Source organism: Natronorubrum tibetense GA33 (assembly GCF_000383975.1).
GTDB lineage: Archaea > Halobacteriota > Halobacteria > Halobacteriales > Natrialbaceae > Natronorubrum > Natronorubrum tibetense.
In genome coordinates this window covers 907,616-926,373 of record NZ_KB913017.1, presented here as the reverse complement: position 1 = coordinate 926,373, position 18,758 = coordinate 907,616, and the positions used below count along the sequence as shown (strand labels likewise).

16 protein-coding genes are annotated in these 18,758 nt (G+C 63.1%); 3 read left to right on the top strand and 13 right to left on the bottom strand.

Annotation, left to right across the window (positions count from 1 at the left end):
• Positions 1-4: 4 nt before the first annotated feature.
• From NATTI_RS0104840 to NATTI_RS0104785, 11 genes are all read right to left on the bottom strand, one after another.
• A complete protein-coding gene (locus NATTI_RS0104840) occupies positions 5-451 on the bottom strand; it encodes a DUF7555 family protein (protein ID WP_006089176.1) in 447 nt (148 codons plus the stop codon).
• Complete coding sequence (locus tag NATTI_RS0104835; protein WP_006089177.1) at positions 448-1,800, bottom strand: ABC transporter ATP-binding protein; 1,353 nt, start codon at positions 1,798-1,800, stop codon at positions 448-450. The genes NATTI_RS0104840 and NATTI_RS0104835 overlap by 4 nt, the downstream gene beginning before the upstream one ends.
• Positions 1,797-3,158 carry an ABC transporter ATP-binding protein gene (locus NATTI_RS0104830; RefSeq protein ID WP_006089178.1) on the bottom strand — a complete coding sequence of 454 codons (1,362 nt, stop codon included), beginning with the start codon at positions 3,156-3,158 and terminating at the stop codon, positions 1,797-1,799. Before NATTI_RS0104830 ends, NATTI_RS0104835 begins: the two co-directional genes overlap by 4 nt.
• Complete coding sequence (locus NATTI_RS0104825; RefSeq protein WP_006089179.1) at positions 3,158-4,900, bottom strand: ABC transporter permease; 1,743 nt, start codon at positions 4,898-4,900, stop codon at positions 3,158-3,160. Before NATTI_RS0104825 ends, NATTI_RS0104830 begins: the two co-directional genes overlap by 1 nt.
• Entirely contained in the window at positions 4,897-5,952 is a 1,056-nt protein-coding gene (locus tag NATTI_RS0104820) for an ABC transporter permease (protein ID WP_006089180.1), read from the bottom strand. The genes NATTI_RS0104825 and NATTI_RS0104820 overlap by 4 nt, the downstream gene beginning before the upstream one ends.
• Before the next feature lie 139 nt (positions 5,953-6,091).
• Positions 6,092-7,870 (bottom strand): ABC transporter substrate-binding protein, encoded by a 1,779-nt coding sequence (locus NATTI_RS0104815; RefSeq protein ID WP_006089181.1) that lies wholly within the window; start codon positions 7,868-7,870, stop codon positions 6,092-6,094.
• Between the two features lie 306 nt (positions 7,871-8,176).
• On the bottom strand, positions 8,177-8,746 hold the full coding sequence (gene hpt, locus NATTI_RS0104810) for a hypoxanthine/guanine phosphoribosyltransferase (RefSeq protein WP_006089182.1): 570 nt from the start codon (positions 8,744-8,746) through the stop codon (positions 8,177-8,179).
• 257 nt (positions 8,747-9,003) lie between these two features.
• Entirely contained in the window at positions 9,004-9,591 is a 588-nt protein-coding gene (locus tag NATTI_RS0104805) for a DUF7344 domain-containing protein (RefSeq protein ID WP_006089183.1), read from the bottom strand.
• Between the two features lie 198 nt (positions 9,592-9,789).
• Positions 9,790-11,001 carry a bifunctional phosphopantothenoylcysteine decarboxylase/phosphopantothenate--cysteine ligase CoaBC gene (gene coaBC / locus NATTI_RS0104800; RefSeq protein WP_006089184.1) on the bottom strand — a complete coding sequence of 404 codons (1,212 nt, stop codon included), beginning with the start codon at positions 10,999-11,001 and terminating at the stop codon, positions 9,790-9,792.
• Positions 11,002-11,075: 74 nt separating this feature from the next.
• Positions 11,076-13,214 carry an IucA/IucC family protein gene (locus NATTI_RS0104795; protein WP_006089185.1) on the bottom strand — a complete coding sequence of 713 codons (2,139 nt, stop codon included), beginning with the start codon at positions 13,212-13,214 and terminating at the stop codon, positions 11,076-11,078.
• Positions 13,215-13,305: 91 nt separating this feature from the next.
• Positions 13,306-14,094 carry an FAD-binding protein gene (locus NATTI_RS0104785; protein ID WP_006089186.1) on the bottom strand — a complete coding sequence of 263 codons (789 nt, stop codon included), beginning with the start codon at positions 14,092-14,094 and terminating at the stop codon, positions 13,306-13,308.
• A gap of 122 nt (positions 14,095-14,216) precedes the next feature.
• Between NATTI_RS0104785 and NATTI_RS0104780 the strand changes: the two genes are divergently transcribed.
• The gene (locus NATTI_RS0104780; protein WP_006089187.1) at positions 14,217-14,738 is read left to right on the top strand and encodes an SRPBCC family protein; all 522 of its coding nucleotides are present in this window, start codon (positions 14,217-14,219) and stop codon (positions 14,736-14,738) included.
• 50 nt (positions 14,739-14,788) lie between these two features.
• Here NATTI_RS0104780 and NATTI_RS0104775 read toward each other — a convergent pair whose 3' ends face one another.
• On the bottom strand, positions 14,789-15,856 hold the full coding sequence (locus NATTI_RS0104775) for a M42 family metallopeptidase (protein WP_006089188.1): 1,068 nt from the start codon (positions 15,854-15,856) through the stop codon (positions 14,789-14,791).
• 235 nt (positions 15,857-16,091) lie between these two features.
• On the opposite strand from NATTI_RS0104775, the gene NATTI_RS0104770 reads away from it, so the two are divergent.
• On the top strand, positions 16,092-17,258 hold the full coding sequence (locus NATTI_RS0104770; RefSeq protein ID WP_006089189.1) for a thiolase domain-containing protein: 1,167 nt from the start codon (positions 16,092-16,094) through the stop codon (positions 17,256-17,258).
• Complete coding sequence (locus tag NATTI_RS0104765; RefSeq protein ID WP_006089190.1) at positions 17,258-17,653, top strand: Zn-ribbon domain-containing OB-fold protein; 396 nt, start codon at positions 17,258-17,260, stop codon at positions 17,651-17,653. The genes NATTI_RS0104770 and NATTI_RS0104765 overlap by 1 nt, the downstream gene beginning before the upstream one ends.
• 159 nt (positions 17,654-17,812) lie before the next feature.
• Here NATTI_RS0104765 and NATTI_RS0104760 read toward each other — a convergent pair whose 3' ends face one another.
• Positions 17,813-18,754, bottom strand: coding sequence for an alpha/beta fold hydrolase (locus NATTI_RS0104760; protein ID WP_006089191.1), 942 nt, complete (start codon positions 18,752-18,754; stop codon positions 17,813-17,815).
• Positions 18,755-18,758: the final 4 nt, after the last annotated feature.

Genomic DNA, 18,758 nt, shown 5'->3' with positions numbered 1-18,758 from the left:
CCGCTTAACCGACGCCGAAGACGGTCTCCAACAGGAACGACACCACTAGGATCGAAACGGCACTCAGAAACAGTTTGCTCGAGACCGTGATCCGGTAGCGCGGTCGCGGTGACCGAACCCATCTGCGGGGCGGAAGACGTCGGACGAGTCGCTGGAACCGGGTCGAATCCCGCACTTTGGGAACCGATTCACCCGGCGTTCGCTGGTTCGGCTCCGACTCGAGGTCGTCGGGGGAGGTTGGCCAGAGTCGAACCGTCGCGTACGCCAGCAGTAGCCATCCACCCAAGAACAACAGATGCTTCGCACGGACAAGTCCGCCACCGGTCGCAACGGCCAGCACGACGGCGGCGACGGCAGCGCTGGCAGTCACTACGAGCACGTACGTGAGCGCGTCCGTCGCGCTTCGCGCGATGATCCGCAACCGCTCACCGAACAGGCCTTCCATCGTCATCCGTGACGTCGGTCGAGGACGGTCTCGGGAGACTCGTAATCGCCCGTGTGACGGTGACACAGGGTCTGTTGCCCGGTCTCGGAGACAGTCTGATAATCGGGCGACTCACGCTCGCAGACGCCGCCGAACTCCTCGTCGAAGACTGCCAGCGCGCCGTCTTCGTCCCGACCCCGGAGATGGGTTGCGATCTCGTCTAGGACCGGCTGGACCGACGAGGGGACCTTGAGGTCGCCAAACAGTTCGTCGTAGATCTCCTCGACCGTTCCGAAGCGCGTGCTCCCGCCGAGTTTCGATTTGACTCGCTCTCGGATCGACAACTCCGCCCGCTTTCGCTCATTGATCAGGCCTCTGAGGGTGATGAGGCGCGTCCAGAGGGCGTCGTCGAGACCGCGGTATTCCTCCGGACGGATCCGGGCCGGACAGCGAGTGCTGAACGGACAGCCCGACGGCGGATACCGCGGGTTCGGCGGCGTCCCGTGGAGCATGATCCGATTGCGTTCGACGGTCGGATCCGGCCTGGGAATCGCCGACAGCAATGCGTGCGTATAGGGGTTCGCCGGATTCGTAAACAGCTCTTCGGTCGGACCGATCTCCATGATATTACCGAGATACATCACTGCCACTCGGTCACACAGATGCCTGACGACCGAGAGATCGTGGGCGATGAACAGGTAGGTCAGTCCGAACTCGTTCTGTAGGTCCTCGAGCAGATTGATGATTTCGGCCTGGACGGAGACGTCGAGCGCCGAGACCGGCTCGTCGAGGACAACGAAGTCCGGTTCAAGCGCGAGGGTCCGGGCGATGCTGATCCGCTGGCGCTGGCCGCCGGAGAACTGGTGGGGATATCGATAGTAGTGCTCGCGTTGGAGGCCAACGGTATCGAGCAGTTCCTTGACACGCTGTCGCCTCGCGCGGGAGGTCTCCCAGTCGTGGACGTCCAACGGCTCGCGGACGATTTCACCGATCGTCATCCGATCGTTGAGACTCGAGTCGGGGTCCTGAAACACAATTTGGGCGTTTTTGCGCCACGTCTGGATTTCATCGCCGTCAAGTTTCGTAACGTCCGTATCGTCGAACCGGATTTCGCCGGCGGTCGCCTCCTCGAGTTGCAGGAGCGTCCGCCCCAGGGTCGTCTTCCCGCAGCCGGACTCGCCGACGAGCCCGAGCGTCTCACCGCGGCGGATGTCGAACGTGACCCCGTCGACGGCCTTGACCGGCGTGTTGCTCAGGAGCCCGCCGTCGTCGTAGTACGTCTTCAGGTCCTCGACTTCGACCATGACGTCACTGGTCGGACCGGCCGATGCGTCCGTCTCGAATCCCGTCGTGTCTTGACCGACTTCCTGGCTCATTGGCTCTCACCACCGTCGTGTCTGGCGCTTCGCTGTTGATGCACTCTCACCGCCTTCTCGGCCGAACGGTGTTTCGGACAGAGGAGACAGGCTGCCGTGTGATTGTCCCGCTCGTCGTCGACCGGAACCGGGACCGGGTTGACCTGCTCGCAGGCGTCGAACGCCTCCGGACACCGCGGTGCGAACCGACAGGACGTCGCCGGCGCGTTCGGCGTCGGAACGTTCCCTTCGATGGTCTCGAGCCGATCGTCGGACTGCTGCCCGGGAATCGACCGGAGAAGCCCTCTTGTATAGGGGTGTTCCGGCTGAGTGAAGAGGTCCTCGACGTCGGCAGTCTCGACGACCTGTCCGGCGTACATGACGTTGACCCGATGCGCGATTTCGGCGATGACGCCCATGTCGTGAGTGATGAACATCATCGACAGGTCCCGTTCCCGCTGGAGGTCCTCGAGTAACTCGAGGATCTGTGCCTGAATCGTCACGTCCAGTGCCGTCGTCGGCTCGTCACAGATCAGCAGGTCCGGATCGCAAGCGAGGGTCATCGCGATGACGGCCCGCTGGCGCATGCCGCCGGAGAACTGGTGAGGGTACTCGTTGACCCGCCGACGGGCGTCCGAAATACCGACAGCCTCGAGGAGTTCTGCGGCCTCTTGGGTCGCCTCGCTCCCGGTTAGTCCCTGGTGCAGGCGCAGCGATTCCTTGATCTGATTGCCGACGGTATACACGGGATTGAGGCTAGTGAGCGGATCCTGAAACACCATCGCGATTCGTCCACCACGCATCTTTCGCTCCGCCTCACCGCTGAGGCGTGTGATTTCGACGAAACCGTCGGTGATCGTCTCAGGATTGTCGGGGTCGTCGTACCTGACGAACACGCAATCGCCCTCGTCGACGATACCGAGATCGTCGACGTAGCCAGCCGCGACAATATCCGCGAGCGAGACCTCACTCGCGTCTTCGTAGCCGAGCTCGGCCGGAACGATGTCGACCTCGCCCCGGGATACTAGTTCGGCCGGGTCGTACTGGCGCTCGAGGTCACTGAGATCGACCGTTCGAGCGCCGAACGTATCCGCGTACTCGCGGACGGCCTCGAGGTGATTGTATCGGACGCTGCTCCCCTCGAGAATGTGCCCGGGTGAGTCGACCAGCCGCATGATCGACCGGGCCGTGACGCTCTTGCCGGATCCGCTCTCGCCGACGATTCCGACCGTCTCGCCGGCTCGAATGTCGAACGAGATTCCGTCGACGGCCCGGATCGTCTCCTTCTCGGTAAAGAAGGCCGTCTGAAGGTTTCGGACCTCGATAATTGGTGCGTCTCGATCGGCCGACCGTTCTGAGTGAGATTGTTGCAGAGACATTAGCCACCACCTCCAGCCGCAGCAGCGTTGGTGTCGTCTTTCCCGCCGGTGTCGGCCTCCGGATCGATCGCGTCGCGAAGACCGTCCCCGAGAGCGTTAAACGCCGTGACGACGAGGACGATCATCAGGCCGGGGATCGTCGCGACGTGCCACGAGGACGACGAGACGTAGTACTGTCCGTCGCTGATGAGTCGGCCCCATTCCGGTGTCGGGGCGCCGATGCCGAGACCAAGGAACGAGAGGGCGGCGGTGAAGATGATTACGCCGCCAAGCAGCAGCGAGCCGTAGATCATGATGTAACCGGCGATGTACGGTGCCATGTGTTTGCGCATCGTGTTCGCTGGGGTCTGTCCATAGCTCTTTGCGGCGTCGACCCACTCCTCTTCGGCGACCTGTAGCGAGGGGCCGCGGATCGAACGCCACATGCCGGGCCAGTAGACGAACGCGAAGACCAGTCCGAGTAGTATCGCGCCGTCCATTGGCTCGGCGAGGAAGTGATCACCCTGATTGAACAGTACGGAGATCATCATCACGAGCAGGAACGCCGGAATCGAAATGATCGTATCGCTTGCGATGACGGTCATGATGTCGACAAGTCCTTTGTAGTAGGCGGTCAGCAGCGACAGCGTGACCGCGATGGTCCCGCCGATCCCGATCGCAAGGAGTCCGATGATCAGCGACGTCTGTGCACCGTATGCGATGTTTGTCAGCATATCTTGCCCATTCGGCGTCGTCCCGAGCGGTGCCCAGCGGTCGTACTCGTCGTAGCTCAACGGTCCGACCGTATTCTGTCCGTTAGACCGCGAGTCGAGGTTCGCTTCCCCAACCAGTGCCGTCTCTACGGTTCCGTCGTCGGATAGATACTCAACCTCGTGTTGATACGTCGAGTAAATGTTCTCTTCGGCGGTCGCCGGACCGATGGCCGGCGCCCACAGCGCTGTGACGATGAATAACAACACGACGATGATGCCGAACATCCCCCAGTAGTGATTCCGGACACGCCGGAACGTGTCGTCTCGGGGGGTCCAGTCGGCCTGCCGGTAGTGTTCCCGGTAAACGTTGTACCCATTCCAAACCCAAGCGACGGCCGCGAACGCGTAGGCGTAGACGAGCACGACCCGAATCGCCCACGCGACAGCGGGTGAAAGACCGAGGAACGTTCCTTCCCAGCCGCCGTCAGGCGTTCTGTGACCCTGATTCGAGATCAGTTCGCGGCTGGTGATGGTCGGAAGCGACGACAGTGCTTCGAACGGCGCCGCGAGCGCAGCCCTGATTATCGCTCCCAGCGGCGTGTACATGGCGAGGAGCGCAAAGGCTGTGAGGAAAGCGGCCAACGCGACCCGCTCGAGTTGGACGATCGTGTGCCGACTGATGCGGGTGTCGACGGCGTCGGCGATCGACCACGGAAGGAGATATTTTGTCGCCAGCGCCGAGACGCCCAGGAAGAAGACGAATAGGAAGATATCACTGACGATGGCGGCGGCGATCGGCGATATTACGCCACCGATGTTGCCGCCGACCCAGCCGGGTGCGCGAACGAACCCACCGAGGACGAACGAGACCGCCGAACCGAGCGTGAGGGCTCCGTCCATGATCCGGCCGAACTCGAGGACGACGAGCACTGCGGCCACGCCGAGCCAGCGCATCGCTGGACGCGGATCGTCCTCGATGCGCTGGCGAAGCGAGGTCTCTTCGTCGTTCGAATCGCCCGCAATAGTTGTCTCTGTATCAGCGTTGCTCATTTGTCGTACCCCACTCGTGGATCGATAATCGTGTAGAGCAAGTCCTGGAAGATGTTCAGTAGAATGATGATCACGGTGAAAATGAACAACAACGCACCGGCCAACGGAAGGTCAGCGTCGATCATCGCGCGGAAGAACGTCCGGCCGATACCGTTGATGTTGAAGATTTGTTCGACGACCACCGAGCCGCCGATCAACAAGAACGCCTCGTTAGTGATGACAGGTACCAGCGGGATCATCGCGTTCCTGAAGACGTGTTTCCAGATAATTACTCGGTCTTTGAGCCCTTTCGCCTTGGCCGTCACGACGTAGTTCGAGTTGATCGTCTCGAGGATGGCCGTTCGACCGATGCGCATCTCAGCGGCCATCGATGCGGAGCCGAGTACCAGTGCGGCCGGGAGGATGAGTTTGATGTCCGCTCCGAGTATCCCCCAGTCGATTCCAGTTACGAACGGAATCGAGGTGAGGCCGACATCGATAGCGCTCACGTTGAAAAACCCAAGGTTGGGCGTTCCCGTGACGCTGTCGTATCCGACCGCGTACCAGTCGAACCACTCGTTGCCCTGCGTCTGTCGGAGGACGGCAAGCAGCATGATGCAGAGCCAGAAGTTCGGCATCGCTTGCCAGAGGATACCGGCGACCGATGCGACGTAGTCACCGCCCGTGTTGGGCCGCAAGCCGGCATAGAAGCCGAGCGGGATCCCGATAAACAGCGGAAGGAGGATGGCCCAGAACCCGAGCCAGAGGGTCGGCGGGGCGGTCCACGACAGGATTGCCGTCACCTCGTAGCCGGAGTAGACGACCCACGACTGGCCGAAGTCGAACGTCAGGTAACTGGTGGTGAAGTCGATGTACTGCTCCCAGAGCGGGTCGTTGAGACCGAGTCGTTCGCGCATCTGTTCGGCTTCGGCACCGGTCGCTTCGGGGCCGAGTCTCGCTGCGACCGGATCCACTGGCCCCATCCGCAGCAACACGAAAATGAACGTGAGTGCCAGAAACAGGACCGGAATCGAGAGGAGGACCCGTTTGAAGAAGTATTTCCAGCGACTCATCGAATAAGTATTGGTTTAATGAACGTCGTGCCCGTATAACGTTGCATATTTGTTGATTTAATCGTCTTCTTTGCAGTGTTAATAATCGTTCTGTTTCGGCGCTCTCCGAGAAACGCCCCGAAGTTCGGTTGTCGCGCAGTTAGGCTTCGTCGTCGAGGTTTTCCTGCCAGTCGAGGTAGTAGCCGGTTGCGTCGGTCGGCATCCGCGACGTATCAGTGTTCTTCGGCTCGAAGCCGAAGTGCCCGTACGCTGGGTCGACCCAACTCCACGTCCAGCCGAGCGAGTACATATCGAGGTTACCGTCTTCGCCGTCCTGTTGGAGCGTCGAGAACTCCGTTTCGTCGACGTCGATCTCGACGCCGAGGCCGGAGAGCTTCTCACGGATCAGGTTGGCCAGATCCGCGAATGTCGGGGAGCTAGCGTACGTACTCGCTGTCATTTCGAACGGATCGTCCTCAGTGAAGCCGGCCTCTTCGAGTTCCTCCGCGGCGGACTCGGTGTCGGTTTCGTCGACGCCGTACGGCCATGCGTCGATCCAGTCCTGATACCCGTCGTCGCCGGTCGGCCACAGTCCCGGCGGAGTAAAGCTGTAAGCTGGGGAGCCACGCTCGAGGAAGATGTCCTCGATGAGTTCTTCGTGGTCGGTCACGTGCGCAATCGCCCGTCGGACCGGTCGGGGAACGTTCGTGACGTTGAACCCGAAGTAGAACGTGCTTGTCTGCGGAGAAGCGGTGTAGTTGAGCGTTTCGTCGTTCTCGATCGGCCCGTACTCGCCGGATCTGTTACCCGCATCGTCTTCGTCGGCATCAACCAGATCAGGGTCGTAGTGGCTCGTCGGGATGTCGAAGATGTCCAGGTTCTGCTCGACGATGTTCGTCCACTGGGCTTCTGCGTCTTCGATCTCTGCCCAGTGGATGGCCTCGATGCTCGCAACCTCGCCGTGGTAATCGTCGAACCGAACGACACGCATATCCTCGCCGGGGTTGAACTCGTCGTACTCGAACGGCCCAGTCCCGTTTGCAAGGTCGGACCGGAACTCGTCGTGGTCGACCTCGCCGTCGTAGCCCTCGATGTCGCCGACGTACCCTTCGGGAATTACGGCGAACGCCGAGTACGTGAGAATCTCGAGAGCCATCGGATTGGGTTCGCGGAGAGTGACCTCGAGCGTGTAGTCGTCGATCACGTCGACTGCGATAGAATCCGGTTCGATGTCGGTGGGCTCGCCCTCGTACTCGATTCCGAGACCGTTCGGCGTCGCGATCATGAAATTACGCCGTTCGCTGTACTCGGATTCGGCCATCCGCCGCCACGAGTACTTGACATCGTCGGCGGTCATCTCCTCGCCGCCGTGGAACTGGACGCCCTCTTTGAGTTCGAGCGTGTACGTCAGCCCGTCATCGGACAGTTCGAAATCGTCTAGTAGCTGGTTTTCGACTTCAGCGACACCGTCGGGGTAGTGGGTCAGCGTCTCGTAGATCTGGTTGACAACTCGACCCGAGGCGGTGTCAGTTGACATGATCGGGTCGATTTCGTTGAAACTGGAGTTGAGAAGGTTTAGCTCCGAACTATCGTCCAGTTCAGTGTGGTTGTGCTGTTGCATCCAGAAACCGAGCGAACCGGTTTCGGGAGCGTCGACGTGATCGTAGGAGAATACCTCCTCGAGCTCGTGATACAGCGGTAGGAGGACCATATCGTCTCTGGCGGCTTCTTCGATCTCGACGTAGGCCTCGTTTCGAACGGCTTCATCGTCCGGGTTCGGGTTGTCGACTACCGTTTCCCAGGCAGCCTGTGCCTTGTCAGCGTGTTCACTGACTTCCAAATCGCTCCAGCCCTCGTCGTCGTCGTCGTCGTCATCGCCGAGGAGAGCTGAACAGCCGGCGAGGCCGACCGTTGCGGTGCCGCCAAGTAGTGCAAGCATCTGGCGTCGTGATGATCCGTCGTTCTCTAGATCCGATAGCTCGGACATAGCTATTTCATTATAGGACATTATTATAAACTTACCGGCAGTATCGAGCTTACGTTCATTATCTAAACTCCTTTAGTTGATGACTTTCTTATTCAGTTTAATTTTACAATCTTCGTCAGACAAATGTGTTCAGGAGTGTGCAAATTCGGACCTTATCCGAAACGACCGAATTGAAGAATTGGGTGCGCCAAATCGACGAGTGATGCAACTTCACTGAATAATCGGCCCGCAGAACGGTGACCCCGCTCCGTCACGCGCTCAGTCGTCGCCGTCTTCGTCGATAATAACCACTTCACCGTCGACGACGTCAACGTTGATCAGCGTCTTGATGTCGTAGCCGGCGTCGTCGGCCTTGTTCTCGCCGCCGACCTTCTTGATGACCGCGACCGTGTCGATCACTTCGGCACCGATTCCGTCGAGCGCCTCGAGGACCGCCGCGAGCGTGCCGCCCGTCGAGAGCACGTCGTCGAGTACCAGTACGCGCTCGCCCTCGCGAACGTCGTTGATGTACATCTCGTTCTCCGAGTAACCAGTCTTCTGGGAGATAGCGACCTCGTCGTCGAGTCCGTACTGTCGCTTCCGGATCACGGTCAGCGGGATGTCGGTCATCAACGAGACGGCCGTCGAGATGTGGATACCCATCGCTGCCGGGGTGACGATCCGGTCGACGTTCTCGAGTTCGGCTTTTCGGATGATGCGAATGACGATCTCCCGAAGCAGTCCCGGGTCGAGCTTCGGAACGCCGTCACTGATCGGGTGGACGAAGTAGTGGTAACCGTCTTTCTCGATGATTGGCGCTTCGAGAAGCGACCGCTTCAACTGATCCATGTCGTGGGTCTGGTGGTCTCGGAGTAAAAGTTGACGATCCACTCGAGGCGTGGGTGACTCTCTGTCACGTTCGGTCGCGTCGCTCAAATCCGACGGCCTCACCGCTCGAAAGTCGGAAGAATGCCGGATTTCTAAGTTCGACGATTCGTCTAGCCCCGAACTGCGACGCGGCAGTCATACGGTTTACTGTAAGTCATTTCCGGCGCAACCGCGACCCGGGCGGCGGTTGCGCCGGTAAACCGGTACAGCAATCCGTATCAATCGTCGCTGCCGTAGCTGAGCTCTGGCGGCTGCTCGCCGTGACCGAGTCGCATGTTGCGCTCGTAGTAGATATGAACCGTGGCGGTCAGGGTGAACGTCACGGCGACGAGCCCGGCCCAGGTCAGATCCGAGAGCATTGTCAGCGGGTAGATCTCGAGCCACAGCGCGGCGACCAGCGCGGAGCTGATCGCCCCCAGCGAGAGGTAGAGTTCGCGCCACGCGAACTCGTGGCCGGGGACGATCTCGAGGTAGATGCTGATGTCCTGCGTCCGGTCGGTGGCTTCGATCACGCCGTCGTCGGAATCGAACAGGAGGATACCCGACTGATCCATCTTTGGGAGATGGGTCTGCTGGAGCGTCGTGTAGACGCGCTTTCGCTGTTCGGGGGTGACCTCGTCGAGAGTCGTCTCGTACTCCCAGGCGGCGACCTGCTGGGCGAGGTCGCCGAGTTCGACGGGCCGAGTGTCCTGTTTCAAATACTGGAGGACGTAGCGCCGTCGTTGGTTGCGTAACACTTCGAAGATTTCGCCTTTCGACAGCGGACCACTGTCGTCGATATTGTCAGTTTGTTGTTGTTGAGCCACCACGAATCACCTCGGTACGCCGGTCGTCGTCGAATCGAAGCTGCCGGAGTCGGGAAGAGAGTCCGTTACCGAAGCCGAGTCTGCAGCTGACACCGGTCGCATACCTGTTAATTCGTGGCAGGAACCCCACCTATATAACTCTCCTGACGGACGGTAACCGAAGGAAAGAACGTCCGAACTGCCGACTAGAAAACACGTCTACGATCCGGTGATCGCCGCGACCGAATCGGCAATCTCGCCGGCCAGCCCCGCCTTCGTCCCCTCGTAGCGGGCGGCGTCCTCGTCGTGGACCAGGAGGGCCGTCGTTCGCTCCGCGCCCATCACGCTCGCGTCGTTGGCGACGACGAACGCCAGCCCTGCGCGCTCGAGCGTCCGTCGCGCCTGTTCGATCATCGCCGTCTCGTCGCCCGAAGTCTCCGTTTTGAAGCCGACGATCGGTAGCTCCGGTCGCTCGCCGCGGACCTCGTCGATGAGCTTCGGCGTCGGCTCGAGTGAGAGGGTGAGCTCCTGCCCCGAACGGATCTTCTCCGCGCTCGGTTCGACGGTGTAGTCGCCGATTGCGGCCGCCGAGACCAGCGTATCCGCCGTCTCGCAGGCCTCGCGGGTTGCCTCGAGCATCTCGCTTGCGCTCTCGACGTGTTCGACGGTGGCGTAGGGGACGTTGCCATCGTCGTCGGTCTCTGGCAGATCCGCATCCTGCGTCACTGGCTGCGGGCCGACGAAGCCGTGGACGAGGGTTACGTCGGCACCGCGCGCGTAGCAGGCTCTCGCGACGGCTCGGCCCATCTTCCCCGACGAGCGGTTCGTGAGCACGCGGACGGGATCGATCGACTCGCCCGTGGCGCCGCTGGTGACGACGACGTGTTCGTCCTCGAGCGACCGATCGCCCGCCGCACGCGCGACATCGGTGACGATGGCCGCCTCGCTGGCAATCTTTGCCTTTCCCTCCTCGATGCGCGGGTCGACGAAGTCGACGCCCCAGTCGGCGACGGTGTCGATTGCCTCGAGGACGCCGGGGTGGTCGTACATCGGTTCGTGCATCGCGGGCGCGATGACCACCGGTACGTCGGCCCCGAGTGCGGTGGTTGCCGTCGTCGTGACGGGCGTGTCGTCGACGGCCCCGGCGATCTTGCCGACCGTGTTCGCCGTCGCGGGCGCGATCAGGAGAACATCGGCCCAGCCGTCGTAGCCGCACAGTTCGACGTGTTCGACGCTGCCCGTGATCTCCGTGACCACGTCGTTTTCGGTGGCGAACTCGACCGCCCACGGGTGGATGATCCCCTGAGCACTGCCGGTCATCACGCCTCGCACCTTGGCACCCTGGCGTCGCAACTCGTGGGCCAGTTCGACCGTCTTGACGGCCGCGATCGATCCCGTCACCCCGAGCGCGACGTTGACTCCCTCGAGCATTCGTCTGCTAGTCTCTCTCGGGATGTGTTAAGCGTAGCGAGGTTTCGCCGATCGTGCGTTCTCACGTCGTCGAGTTACGTTCGATCCGCCGAAAAAAGCGGATTCGACACCTCGCTCGTCACGTACTCGTGGCGTTTCCCGCGCAGTCGCATCGCGGTTAGCGCCTTGTGGGGCGTGGGATCCTCGAACAGCGCCCGTTCGTCGCGTCCGATCCGCTCGTCAGGAACGGCCCCTTCAGCCCGGATCACCTCGAACGCCTGCTCACACTGCTCGCGAATCCGCAGCCAACACGCTCGCTCGTCGACGTCCAGTTCGTAACTGATCGTCGCGAGGAGTTCCGCGAGGTGGTTCTGGAAGAGCGCGTAGTACAGCTTCCGGTAGAGGTCCTCCTCACCGCCCGCATCCAGATCCGAGTCGGGATAGGGATCGATCGAGAGTCCGCGCTCCTCAAGTCGCCCCTCGTGTACCCGAATTCCGCCGAGATCCCGGACGATCGTCGCCGTCGGCCGTGCGCTTTCGCCCTCGAAGACGACGAGGCTGTTCTGGAGGTGGCTCTCGAGGGCGACGCCGTATTTGCACAGTAACCGAAGCTGATCGGGAACGACGACTGTCGCATAGCGCTCGAGAAACGCGAGCGCCGCGTTTTCGTCGTCCGAAATCCCCCTCGAGGTGCCGTACTGCTCGATCAGGTCGCAGACAAGGGGCCGCCCCGTCGCTGGCGACTCGGCGACGAGACTCGAAGCGACCACTGGGTACGCGTCGTCCGACCGGTCTGCAACGAACGGATGGGCCTCGGGATTCGTCCGCAGCAAGCCCGAGAGGTGTCGCGCGTCGTCGAACCCGTCGCCGCTCGGGTGGGGACCGCCCGGCGGGTAGTAACAGGTCGCCGCGGGTTCGGCGAGCAGCCCGAGCGTCTCGAACGACTCCCGGTCGGCGATCGTTTCCACCACATCGGTCACCTGTGGCCCGTTCGAGACGGCATGTGGCGACAGCGTCCGCACGACGTTCGTCGTCTGGACGGGGATCGCAAGCTTGAGGTGTGGGAGAGGGCCGTCAGCGTCGGCAGTGGCAGTTCGCTCGGTCTCGTACGGTACCACCGTCCGGAGATTGAGCTGCGGCGTCGCCGGCTGCGCGTAGTCGGGAATCGGTACGACGCGACCGTCGCCGATCTGGTCCGCGTAGCGGTCCGGAATCGTCCGGTGGTACTGCAGCGGATGGACGGGGACGACGGCGTACTCGCCGGACCGCCGTTCGGCCGGTATCGCTCCCTCGAGCGCCCTCTCGAGTCCGTCAAACGTCGCAAACAGCCGCTCGGTCAGCCGATCGTCGCCGGCCGTCTCCGCCCGCGTCTCGAGGGCGTACTCCCGGTCGATCGCGACGAATCGGAGGTCGACCCGGTCGGTGAACTCGGGGGCGTACGCGAGGCCGTCCGCGGCGTTCATCCCGCGACGGATCTTGCCGCTCGGGTGAAACGGGTGGCCGTCGGTGACGATCCGTTCGAACGCAGCGGAAGCGTCGGCGGCCGAGAGCCCGGTCGCGACGGTCTCGAGCGGCGATCCACTATCCTCTCTCGAGCGAGTGTTACACGCACGCGCGTGAACGCAGGAGGCGAGCCGAGCCAGCGCGAGGTTGGCGACGCTCTCGGCGACCTCCGCCCGGATTCGGTCGGCCTGCTCGGCGTCGCTGAACGCTCCCTCGCGCTCGAGTAGCGGGACCAGATCGACGGGGTGCTCGACGGCCGTCGTCGCCCCCTCGATGGACCAGCGGCGGACCGGACCGCACAGCCGGAACCGATCGTAGCCGTGACGCGCGGCGATCGGCGCGAGCAGGACGCTTTCGCCGGTGGGCAACGGAAGCAGTGCGAGTTGCTGACACGCGTCCGGAAGCGAGGCGGCGAGTGACTGCAGTTGCTCGCCGTCGAGGGCCGACAGCGGGTCGGGGTCGTCCGGCACGGACGGCACTCGAGTCGCAGTCGGCTCGAGCCCCACGAATCGTACGTCGGAGAGCCCCGTCGGTTTCCCGCGGAGCACGCCGCGGACGAACCGATGACAAATCTCCCGGCGAGCGTCCTCGAGCGCCTCGAGGAAGGCCGAATCCGCCGGTACCGAGAGGTCGTTCGCCCGCGCGTAGTGGGTCCCAGCACCGAACGCGTCCCGTTCCGCGGTCGTCTCAAGGATCGTGCGGTCTCGTTTCCTTCGTTTCGTCCCGTCCATAGTCACGAAATCGCTAGTTCGGCGTTCGTCGGGACCTCAGTGCACTCGAGTTCGGCGTCGCGCGGCGTTCGAACGCCCGCCACGTTTGGAATCACTCTCGCTCCCGTTCGACGCTTGGGTGCATCGTCGGCGTCTCGTCGAGTGGTTCGGCGAACGCCTCGAGAACCGATTTGCGGGCGCGTTCGTCGCGCTCGCGCCGTTCCGCGTCGTCGATCTCCTCACAGCCCGGCGGTACCTCGATCCCGCGCTCGGTGAAGTAGCCCTCCGGCACGACCCAGTCGTGATAGAAGTTCGCGTCGGAGTCGTGGATGACTGCGAGGGCGACTTTCGCGCCGTGGCCGGCCGCGACGATCGCCTGGTGTGGTTCGTCGGCGATTCGGCCCGCGGCGTAGACGCCGTCGACGGCCGTCCGTCCGGCCTCGTCGACCGCGACGAAGTGCTTGTTGCCGCGCTGTTTGCGGCCGACGTCCAGCGGGACGAGGTAGTCGCTGTTCGACCACGAGGCGGCGACCACTCGCCGGGCCTCGAGGGGCTCACCGCCCTCGGTCTCGAGAACGAAACCGTCCTCGAGACTCGACTCTCGGGTCGTCGCGCCTATCTCTTGGGACTCCGCGGGATCGGTGTCGGTGACGGGATGGACGTGCGTTACGTGTCCGAGTTCGAACGTGGCACCGGCGTTCCGGGCCTGTTCGCGGGTCAGTTGCAGATATCGGCGGGCGTCGAGCCCGTCGGGGAAGCCGGGAAAGTTCTCGAGGCTGGCGTTGCGCGCGAGGATGGACTCTCCTCCATCGACGACGAGGGTGTCGAGCCCTGCACGCGCGGTAAAGATCGATGCGGCGAGGCCGGCGACGCCCCCACCGACGATACAGACGTCTCGCATGGGTCGTCGTAGGCCGTCGCGGGTATCAAAGGTTCGTACTTGTGGCCGACTTCGGACGGAATCCATCTCGAGTCGACCGTCACGATGGCAATCCTTACTTTCGGACACGTTGTAACGCCGATGTGGACAGAATTCTCCTCAGTACCGTCGCCTATCGCTCGCCAGAGGAGGTCTTTCCGTACGTGCGAGCGTTCACCAACTACCCGCGCTACACCGAACACCTGAAAGAAGTCCGCGTACACGGGGACGGTGACGTCGGCTCCGTCTACGACCTCGAACTGGGCTGGTGGAAGCTCAGCTACACCGCGCGTTCGAAGGTAACCGCGATCTCCGCGCCAGACTCGCTCGAGTGGCACCTGATCAACAATCTCGACGCCCGCGGTGAGTGGCGCGTCGAACCGGAGCCCGAGTCGGCGCCCGAGGGAGTCGAGACGGCGAGTCGAATCTACTTCGAGGCTCAGTACGATCCCTACTCGGCCGACAAGAGCGCGCTCTCGCTGCCCCGATTCGTCTCGCTGGACTGGGTCGTCAGGAAGGTCCAACCGAAACTGCTGAGCGAAGCCGAGTCAGTCGTCGAACGGCTCGTCGCGGACATCGAGGGTCAGCGGCGGGACGTGACGTTGACGGTCCACGAGATTCCCTGACGGAGCGAATAACGCGCTGAACCAGGGGAAACGGTCACTGTCGCTGCCGCTCAGAGCGTATAGTCGTGCTCCCCGTTTTCGCTCTCGAGGAACGCCGCGAGGAGGTCGATCGTCGCCGAAATATCGTCGACGTGGGCCGCTTCGGTCGGGGTGTGGAGGTACCGCGTCGGGATCGAGATCGCGCCGACGGGTTTGGCTCCGGCCGGGAACTGGAAGCCGGCCGTGTCGGTACCGCCGGCGGGGAGAATCTCGTGTTGGAACTCGATCTCCTCCGCCTCGGCGACCGACTGCAGTCGGTTGTGGACCTTCGGACTCGTGATGACGCTCCCGTCTTTGAGCTTGACCGCCGCGCCGTCGCCGAGTTCGGTGACGTGTTTGCCGGCGTCGAAGCCGGGGACGTCGTTGGCGACGGTCACGTCCAGCGCGATCGCGAGGTCCGGATCGACGTCGACGCCGAGCGCGCGAGCACCGCGCAGGCCGACCTCCTCCTGGACCGTCGCACAGAAGTGGATCGTCACATCGGGATCCTCGAGTCGACGGGCCGCCTCGAGCATCGCGAACAGGCAGACGCGGTCGTCTAAGGCCTTGCCGGTGATCGTCTCGCCGACGCGTTCGGTGGTCTGGTCCATCGTCACGAGGTCGCCGACTGAGACGCGTTCCTCGAGGTCTTCGTAGGGCAGGCCAACGTCGACGACGGTGTCCTCGACTTTTGGCGTTTTCTCGCGTTCCTCGTCGGTCAGGGTGTGTGGGGGCGGGGAGCCGATGACGCCCGGGAGGTCGCCGTCGTCGGTGTGTATCGTGACGCGCTGGGCCTTGAGGATCCGGGCGTCCCAGCCGCCGAGCGCGTCGAGTTCGACGAACCCGAACCCGTCGTCGTCACCCTTGAGATGGCGTACCATGAAGCCAATCTCGTCCATGTGGGCTGCGATGGCCACGGAGTAGTCCGAATCGCCCTCGAGCGTCCCGACGACGTTCCCCATCGCGTCGGTGCGGACTCGATCGACGCTATCCGCGAACTCGTCGATTACGAGGTCACGAATTCGATCCTCGTAGCCGGGGACGCCACTCGTCTCGGTCAGTTTCGTCAGAAGGTCTCCATCGAACGGAACGGTTTCCATACACAATCTGACCGGGAATCCGTGATAAACATACGGGCTACGGAGATCTGGCGGTGCTCTCGCGTGATCGATCTTGAACGACTAGCGTACCCACTGAACCGATTTACACACCGATCGCAACGTCGTCCCGCGATCAGATGTGCAGTGACGTTCAGTGGCTACTGTAGCAATCGGGACGTTTCGCCGCGAGAGCAACCGCGGAGTATTAACGGAACGACCTACTAAGCCCGTGTACATGAGTAACGTACGTGTCGCAGGTGTCGGTCTGACCCCGTTCGGGAACACGCCCGAGCGAACGAGCCGGGACCTCTTCGCGGAAGCGAGCATCACAGCCTTCGAAGACAGTGGTGTTCCCCGCGACGACGTCGACGCCCTCCTCTACGGCAATTTCATGGGCGAACTGTCCGAACACCAGGGCCATCACGGCCCCCTGATGGCCGAAGCCGCGGGCGTACAGGCCCCTGCAACCCGCTACGAATCCGCGTGTGCCTCGAGCGGAACGGCCGTTCGAGACGCGGTCATGCGGATCCGAAACGGCGAGGACGACGTGCTCCTCGTCGGCGGCGCCGAACGGATGACCAACCTCGGCACCGCGGGCGCAACGGAAGCGCTCGCCATCGCCGCCGACGATCTCTGGGAGGTGCGCGCCGGAACGACCTTCCCAGGCGCGTACGCGCTGATGGCTCAGGCCTACTTCACTGAGTACGGCGGCGAACACGAGGATCTCGCCCATATCGCAGTCAAGAACCACGAGAACGCGCTGAACAACGACAAGGCCCAGTATCAGAGCGCCATCGAAGTGGACGACGTGCTCGAGGCCCCGCAGGTCTCCTCCCCGCTGGGCCTCTACGACTCCTGTCCGCTCTCCGACGGTGCCGCCGCGATCGTCCTCACGAGCGAGGAGTACGCGGACGAACACGGCCTCGATGCGCCGGTCTCCATCACGGGAACCGGTCAGGGCGGCGACCGCATGGCCCTGCACGACCGCGAACACCTCGCGCGCTCGCCCGCGGCCCGCGAGGCCGGCGAGCAGGCCTATGCCGACGCCGGCATCGACGCCGCGGACGTGGACTTCGCGGAGGTTCACGACTGCTTTACCATCGCGGAAGTGCTCGCGATCGAGTCGCTTGATCTCTTCCCCGTCGGGGAAGGCATCTCGGCGGCCCGCGACGGTCGGACCACTGCCGACGGCGAGACGCCAATCAACCTCTCCGGCGGGCTGAAAGCCAAGGGTCACCCGGTCGGTGCGACCGGCGCCTCACAGATCGCGGAGGTCGCGACGCTCCTCTCCGGCGATCACCCGAACAGCGAATTCGTCGAGAGCGGGACGACCGCCGTCGCCCACAACGCGGGTGGCACGGTTGCGAGTGCGACCGTTCACGTGCTGGAGGTGGATAACTGATGAGCGACGACGAATCCCGGACGCGAGACGCCGGCTTCGACGAGTGGCTCGACGCCGCGGAAGCGGGCGAGGCCTACTACCTCGAGTGTACGAACGGCCACGGCTCGCTGCCGCCGCGGCGAGTCTGTCCCGACTGCGGCTCGACCGACTTAGCGGAGACTCCACTCCCCGAATCCGGCGAGGTCGCCACGTTCACCGTCACGCACGTCCCAACGCCGGCGTTCGAGGAGGACGCGCCGTACGCGACGGCCGTCGTCGACTTCGGACCCGTTCGGATCACCGGACAGATCGTCGGGATCGACCTCGACGCGATCGAGAACGGACTCGAGGTCGAGCCGGAAATCACGGTCTCGGAGACGACGGGCGAACGCGTGCTCAGCTTCAGTCCGGTATAGCTCGGTCGGAGACGCTGAACTGAACGCACGCCCTTTCTCTTCCATGAGCGCCGAACGTACGACGGTGGAAAAGCACGGCGCAGATGCGGAGCTATCGGTTTTCGTCCCGTCCTGAATGCCGTTGAACGTCGATGAGCCGCGTTTTCGGCTCGAGTCGGTCTACTCGAGATCGATATCGGCGTGTGGCAACTCAGCGTTCAGGTACTCGACGAACTTGTCGGGGTGTTCGGCGTGGGGGAGCTGCGTCGCGTAGTCGATGACGACGAGTTCGAGATCGGCCGCATCGGCGAGGTCCCGGCCCTCGCGCAGCGGGACGAGTTCGGCGTCGCGACCCCAGACGAGCGTGGTCGGGGTCTCGAGCGCTGCCAGCTCCGTCGCCAGATCGAACTCGGGATCGAGGGTGCCCGAGCTAAAGGAGGCGGGGGCGTAGCGAGCGCCGGGCTGGTGGGCGCTTTTCCAGGCGTACTCGATCTCCGCGTCGTCGATGCGGTCGCTGTCGTAGTAGCCGTCCCGGTCGTAGAAGTAGCGGATCGCGGGCTTGGTGGCGAGCAGGTTGAACAGCGTCGAACCGACGATCGGCGTCCGAACGAGGGTCCGAACCCAGGGGCGTTCGTCGGTCGTCTCGTCGGTCGGACAGATCAGGACGAGCTGCTCGAACTCGCTTTCCTGGGCGGCTTCGGCAGCGAACGAACCGGTCAGCGAGGAGGCGACGACGGTCGGCTCGTCGGCGACGTCGGCCGCGAAGTCGCGGATGAACTCCGCGTAGAGGGTCGACGAGTAGATCAACGGCGGCCGGTTCGACCGGCCGAACCCGGGGAGATCGACCGCGATCACGTGGTAGTCCTCCGCCAGTCGCTCGACGATCGGTTCGAACTCGCGGCTGCTCGCGCCCGCGTGGATCCCGTGACAAAGGATCATATCCGGGTCGTTGGGATCACCGGCGACAGTGTACTTCGTCTCGATCCCGCGCCAGCGGTACGTCCGTTCGACCCCGGCGAGCGGGTTCTCGAGTTCTCCGGCTCGCTTCGCCAGAAGTCGATTGCCGAGCACGGCTGCGCCGATGGTACCGACCGCGGCACCGAGGACTGTACGGAGTTTCATACTG

Excerpts from the sequence above, each read along its gene's own strand:
- NATTI_RS0104840 (WP_006089176.1), bottom strand. The coding sequence starts at position 451 with ATGACGATGGAAGGCCTGTTCGGTGAGCGGTTGCGGATCATCGCGCGA.
- NATTI_RS0104835 (WP_006089177.1), bottom strand. The coding sequence starts at position 1,800 with ATGAGCCAGGAAGTCGGTCAAGACACGACGGGATTCGAGACGGACGCA.
- NATTI_RS0104830 (WP_006089178.1), bottom strand. The coding sequence starts at position 3,158 with ATGTCTCTGCAACAATCTCACTCAGAACGGTCGGCCGATCGAGACGCA.
- NATTI_RS0104825 (WP_006089179.1), bottom strand. The coding sequence starts at position 4,900 with ATGAGCAACGCTGATACAGAGACAACTATTGCGGGCGATTCGAACGAC.
- NATTI_RS0104820 (WP_006089180.1), bottom strand. The coding sequence starts at position 5,952 with ATGAGTCGCTGGAAATACTTCTTCAAACGGGTCCTCCTCTCGATTCCG.
- NATTI_RS0104815 (WP_006089181.1), bottom strand. The coding sequence starts at position 7,870 with ATGCTTGCACTACTTGGCGGCACCGCAACGGTCGGCCTCGCCGGCTGT.
- hpt (WP_006089182.1), bottom strand. The coding sequence starts at position 8,746 with ATGGATCAGTTGAAGCGGTCGCTTCTCGAAGCGCCAATCATCGAGAAA.
- coaBC (WP_006089184.1), bottom strand. The coding sequence starts at position 11,001 with ATGCTCGAGGGAGTCAACGTCGCGCTCGGGGTGACGGGATCGATCGCG.
- NATTI_RS0104795 (WP_006089185.1), bottom strand. The coding sequence starts at position 13,214 with ATGGACGGGACGAAACGAAGGAAACGAGACCGCACGATCCTTGAGACG.
- NATTI_RS0104785 (WP_006089186.1), bottom strand. The coding sequence starts at position 14,094 with ATGCGAGACGTCTGTATCGTCGGTGGGGGCGTCGCCGGCCTCGCCGCA.
- NATTI_RS0104775 (WP_006089188.1), bottom strand. The coding sequence starts at position 15,856 with ATGGAAACCGTTCCGTTCGATGGAGACCTTCTGACGAAACTGACCGAG.
- NATTI_RS0104770 (WP_006089189.1), top strand. The coding sequence starts at position 16,092 with ATGAGTAACGTACGTGTCGCAGGTGTCGGTCTGACCCCGTTCGGGAAC.
- NATTI_RS0104765 (WP_006089190.1), top strand. The coding sequence starts at position 17,258 with ATGAGCGACGACGAATCCCGGACGCGAGACGCCGGCTTCGACGAGTGG.
- NATTI_RS0104760 (WP_006089191.1), bottom strand. The coding sequence starts at position 18,754 with ATGAAACTCCGTACAGTCCTCGGTGCCGCGGTCGGTACCATCGGCGCA.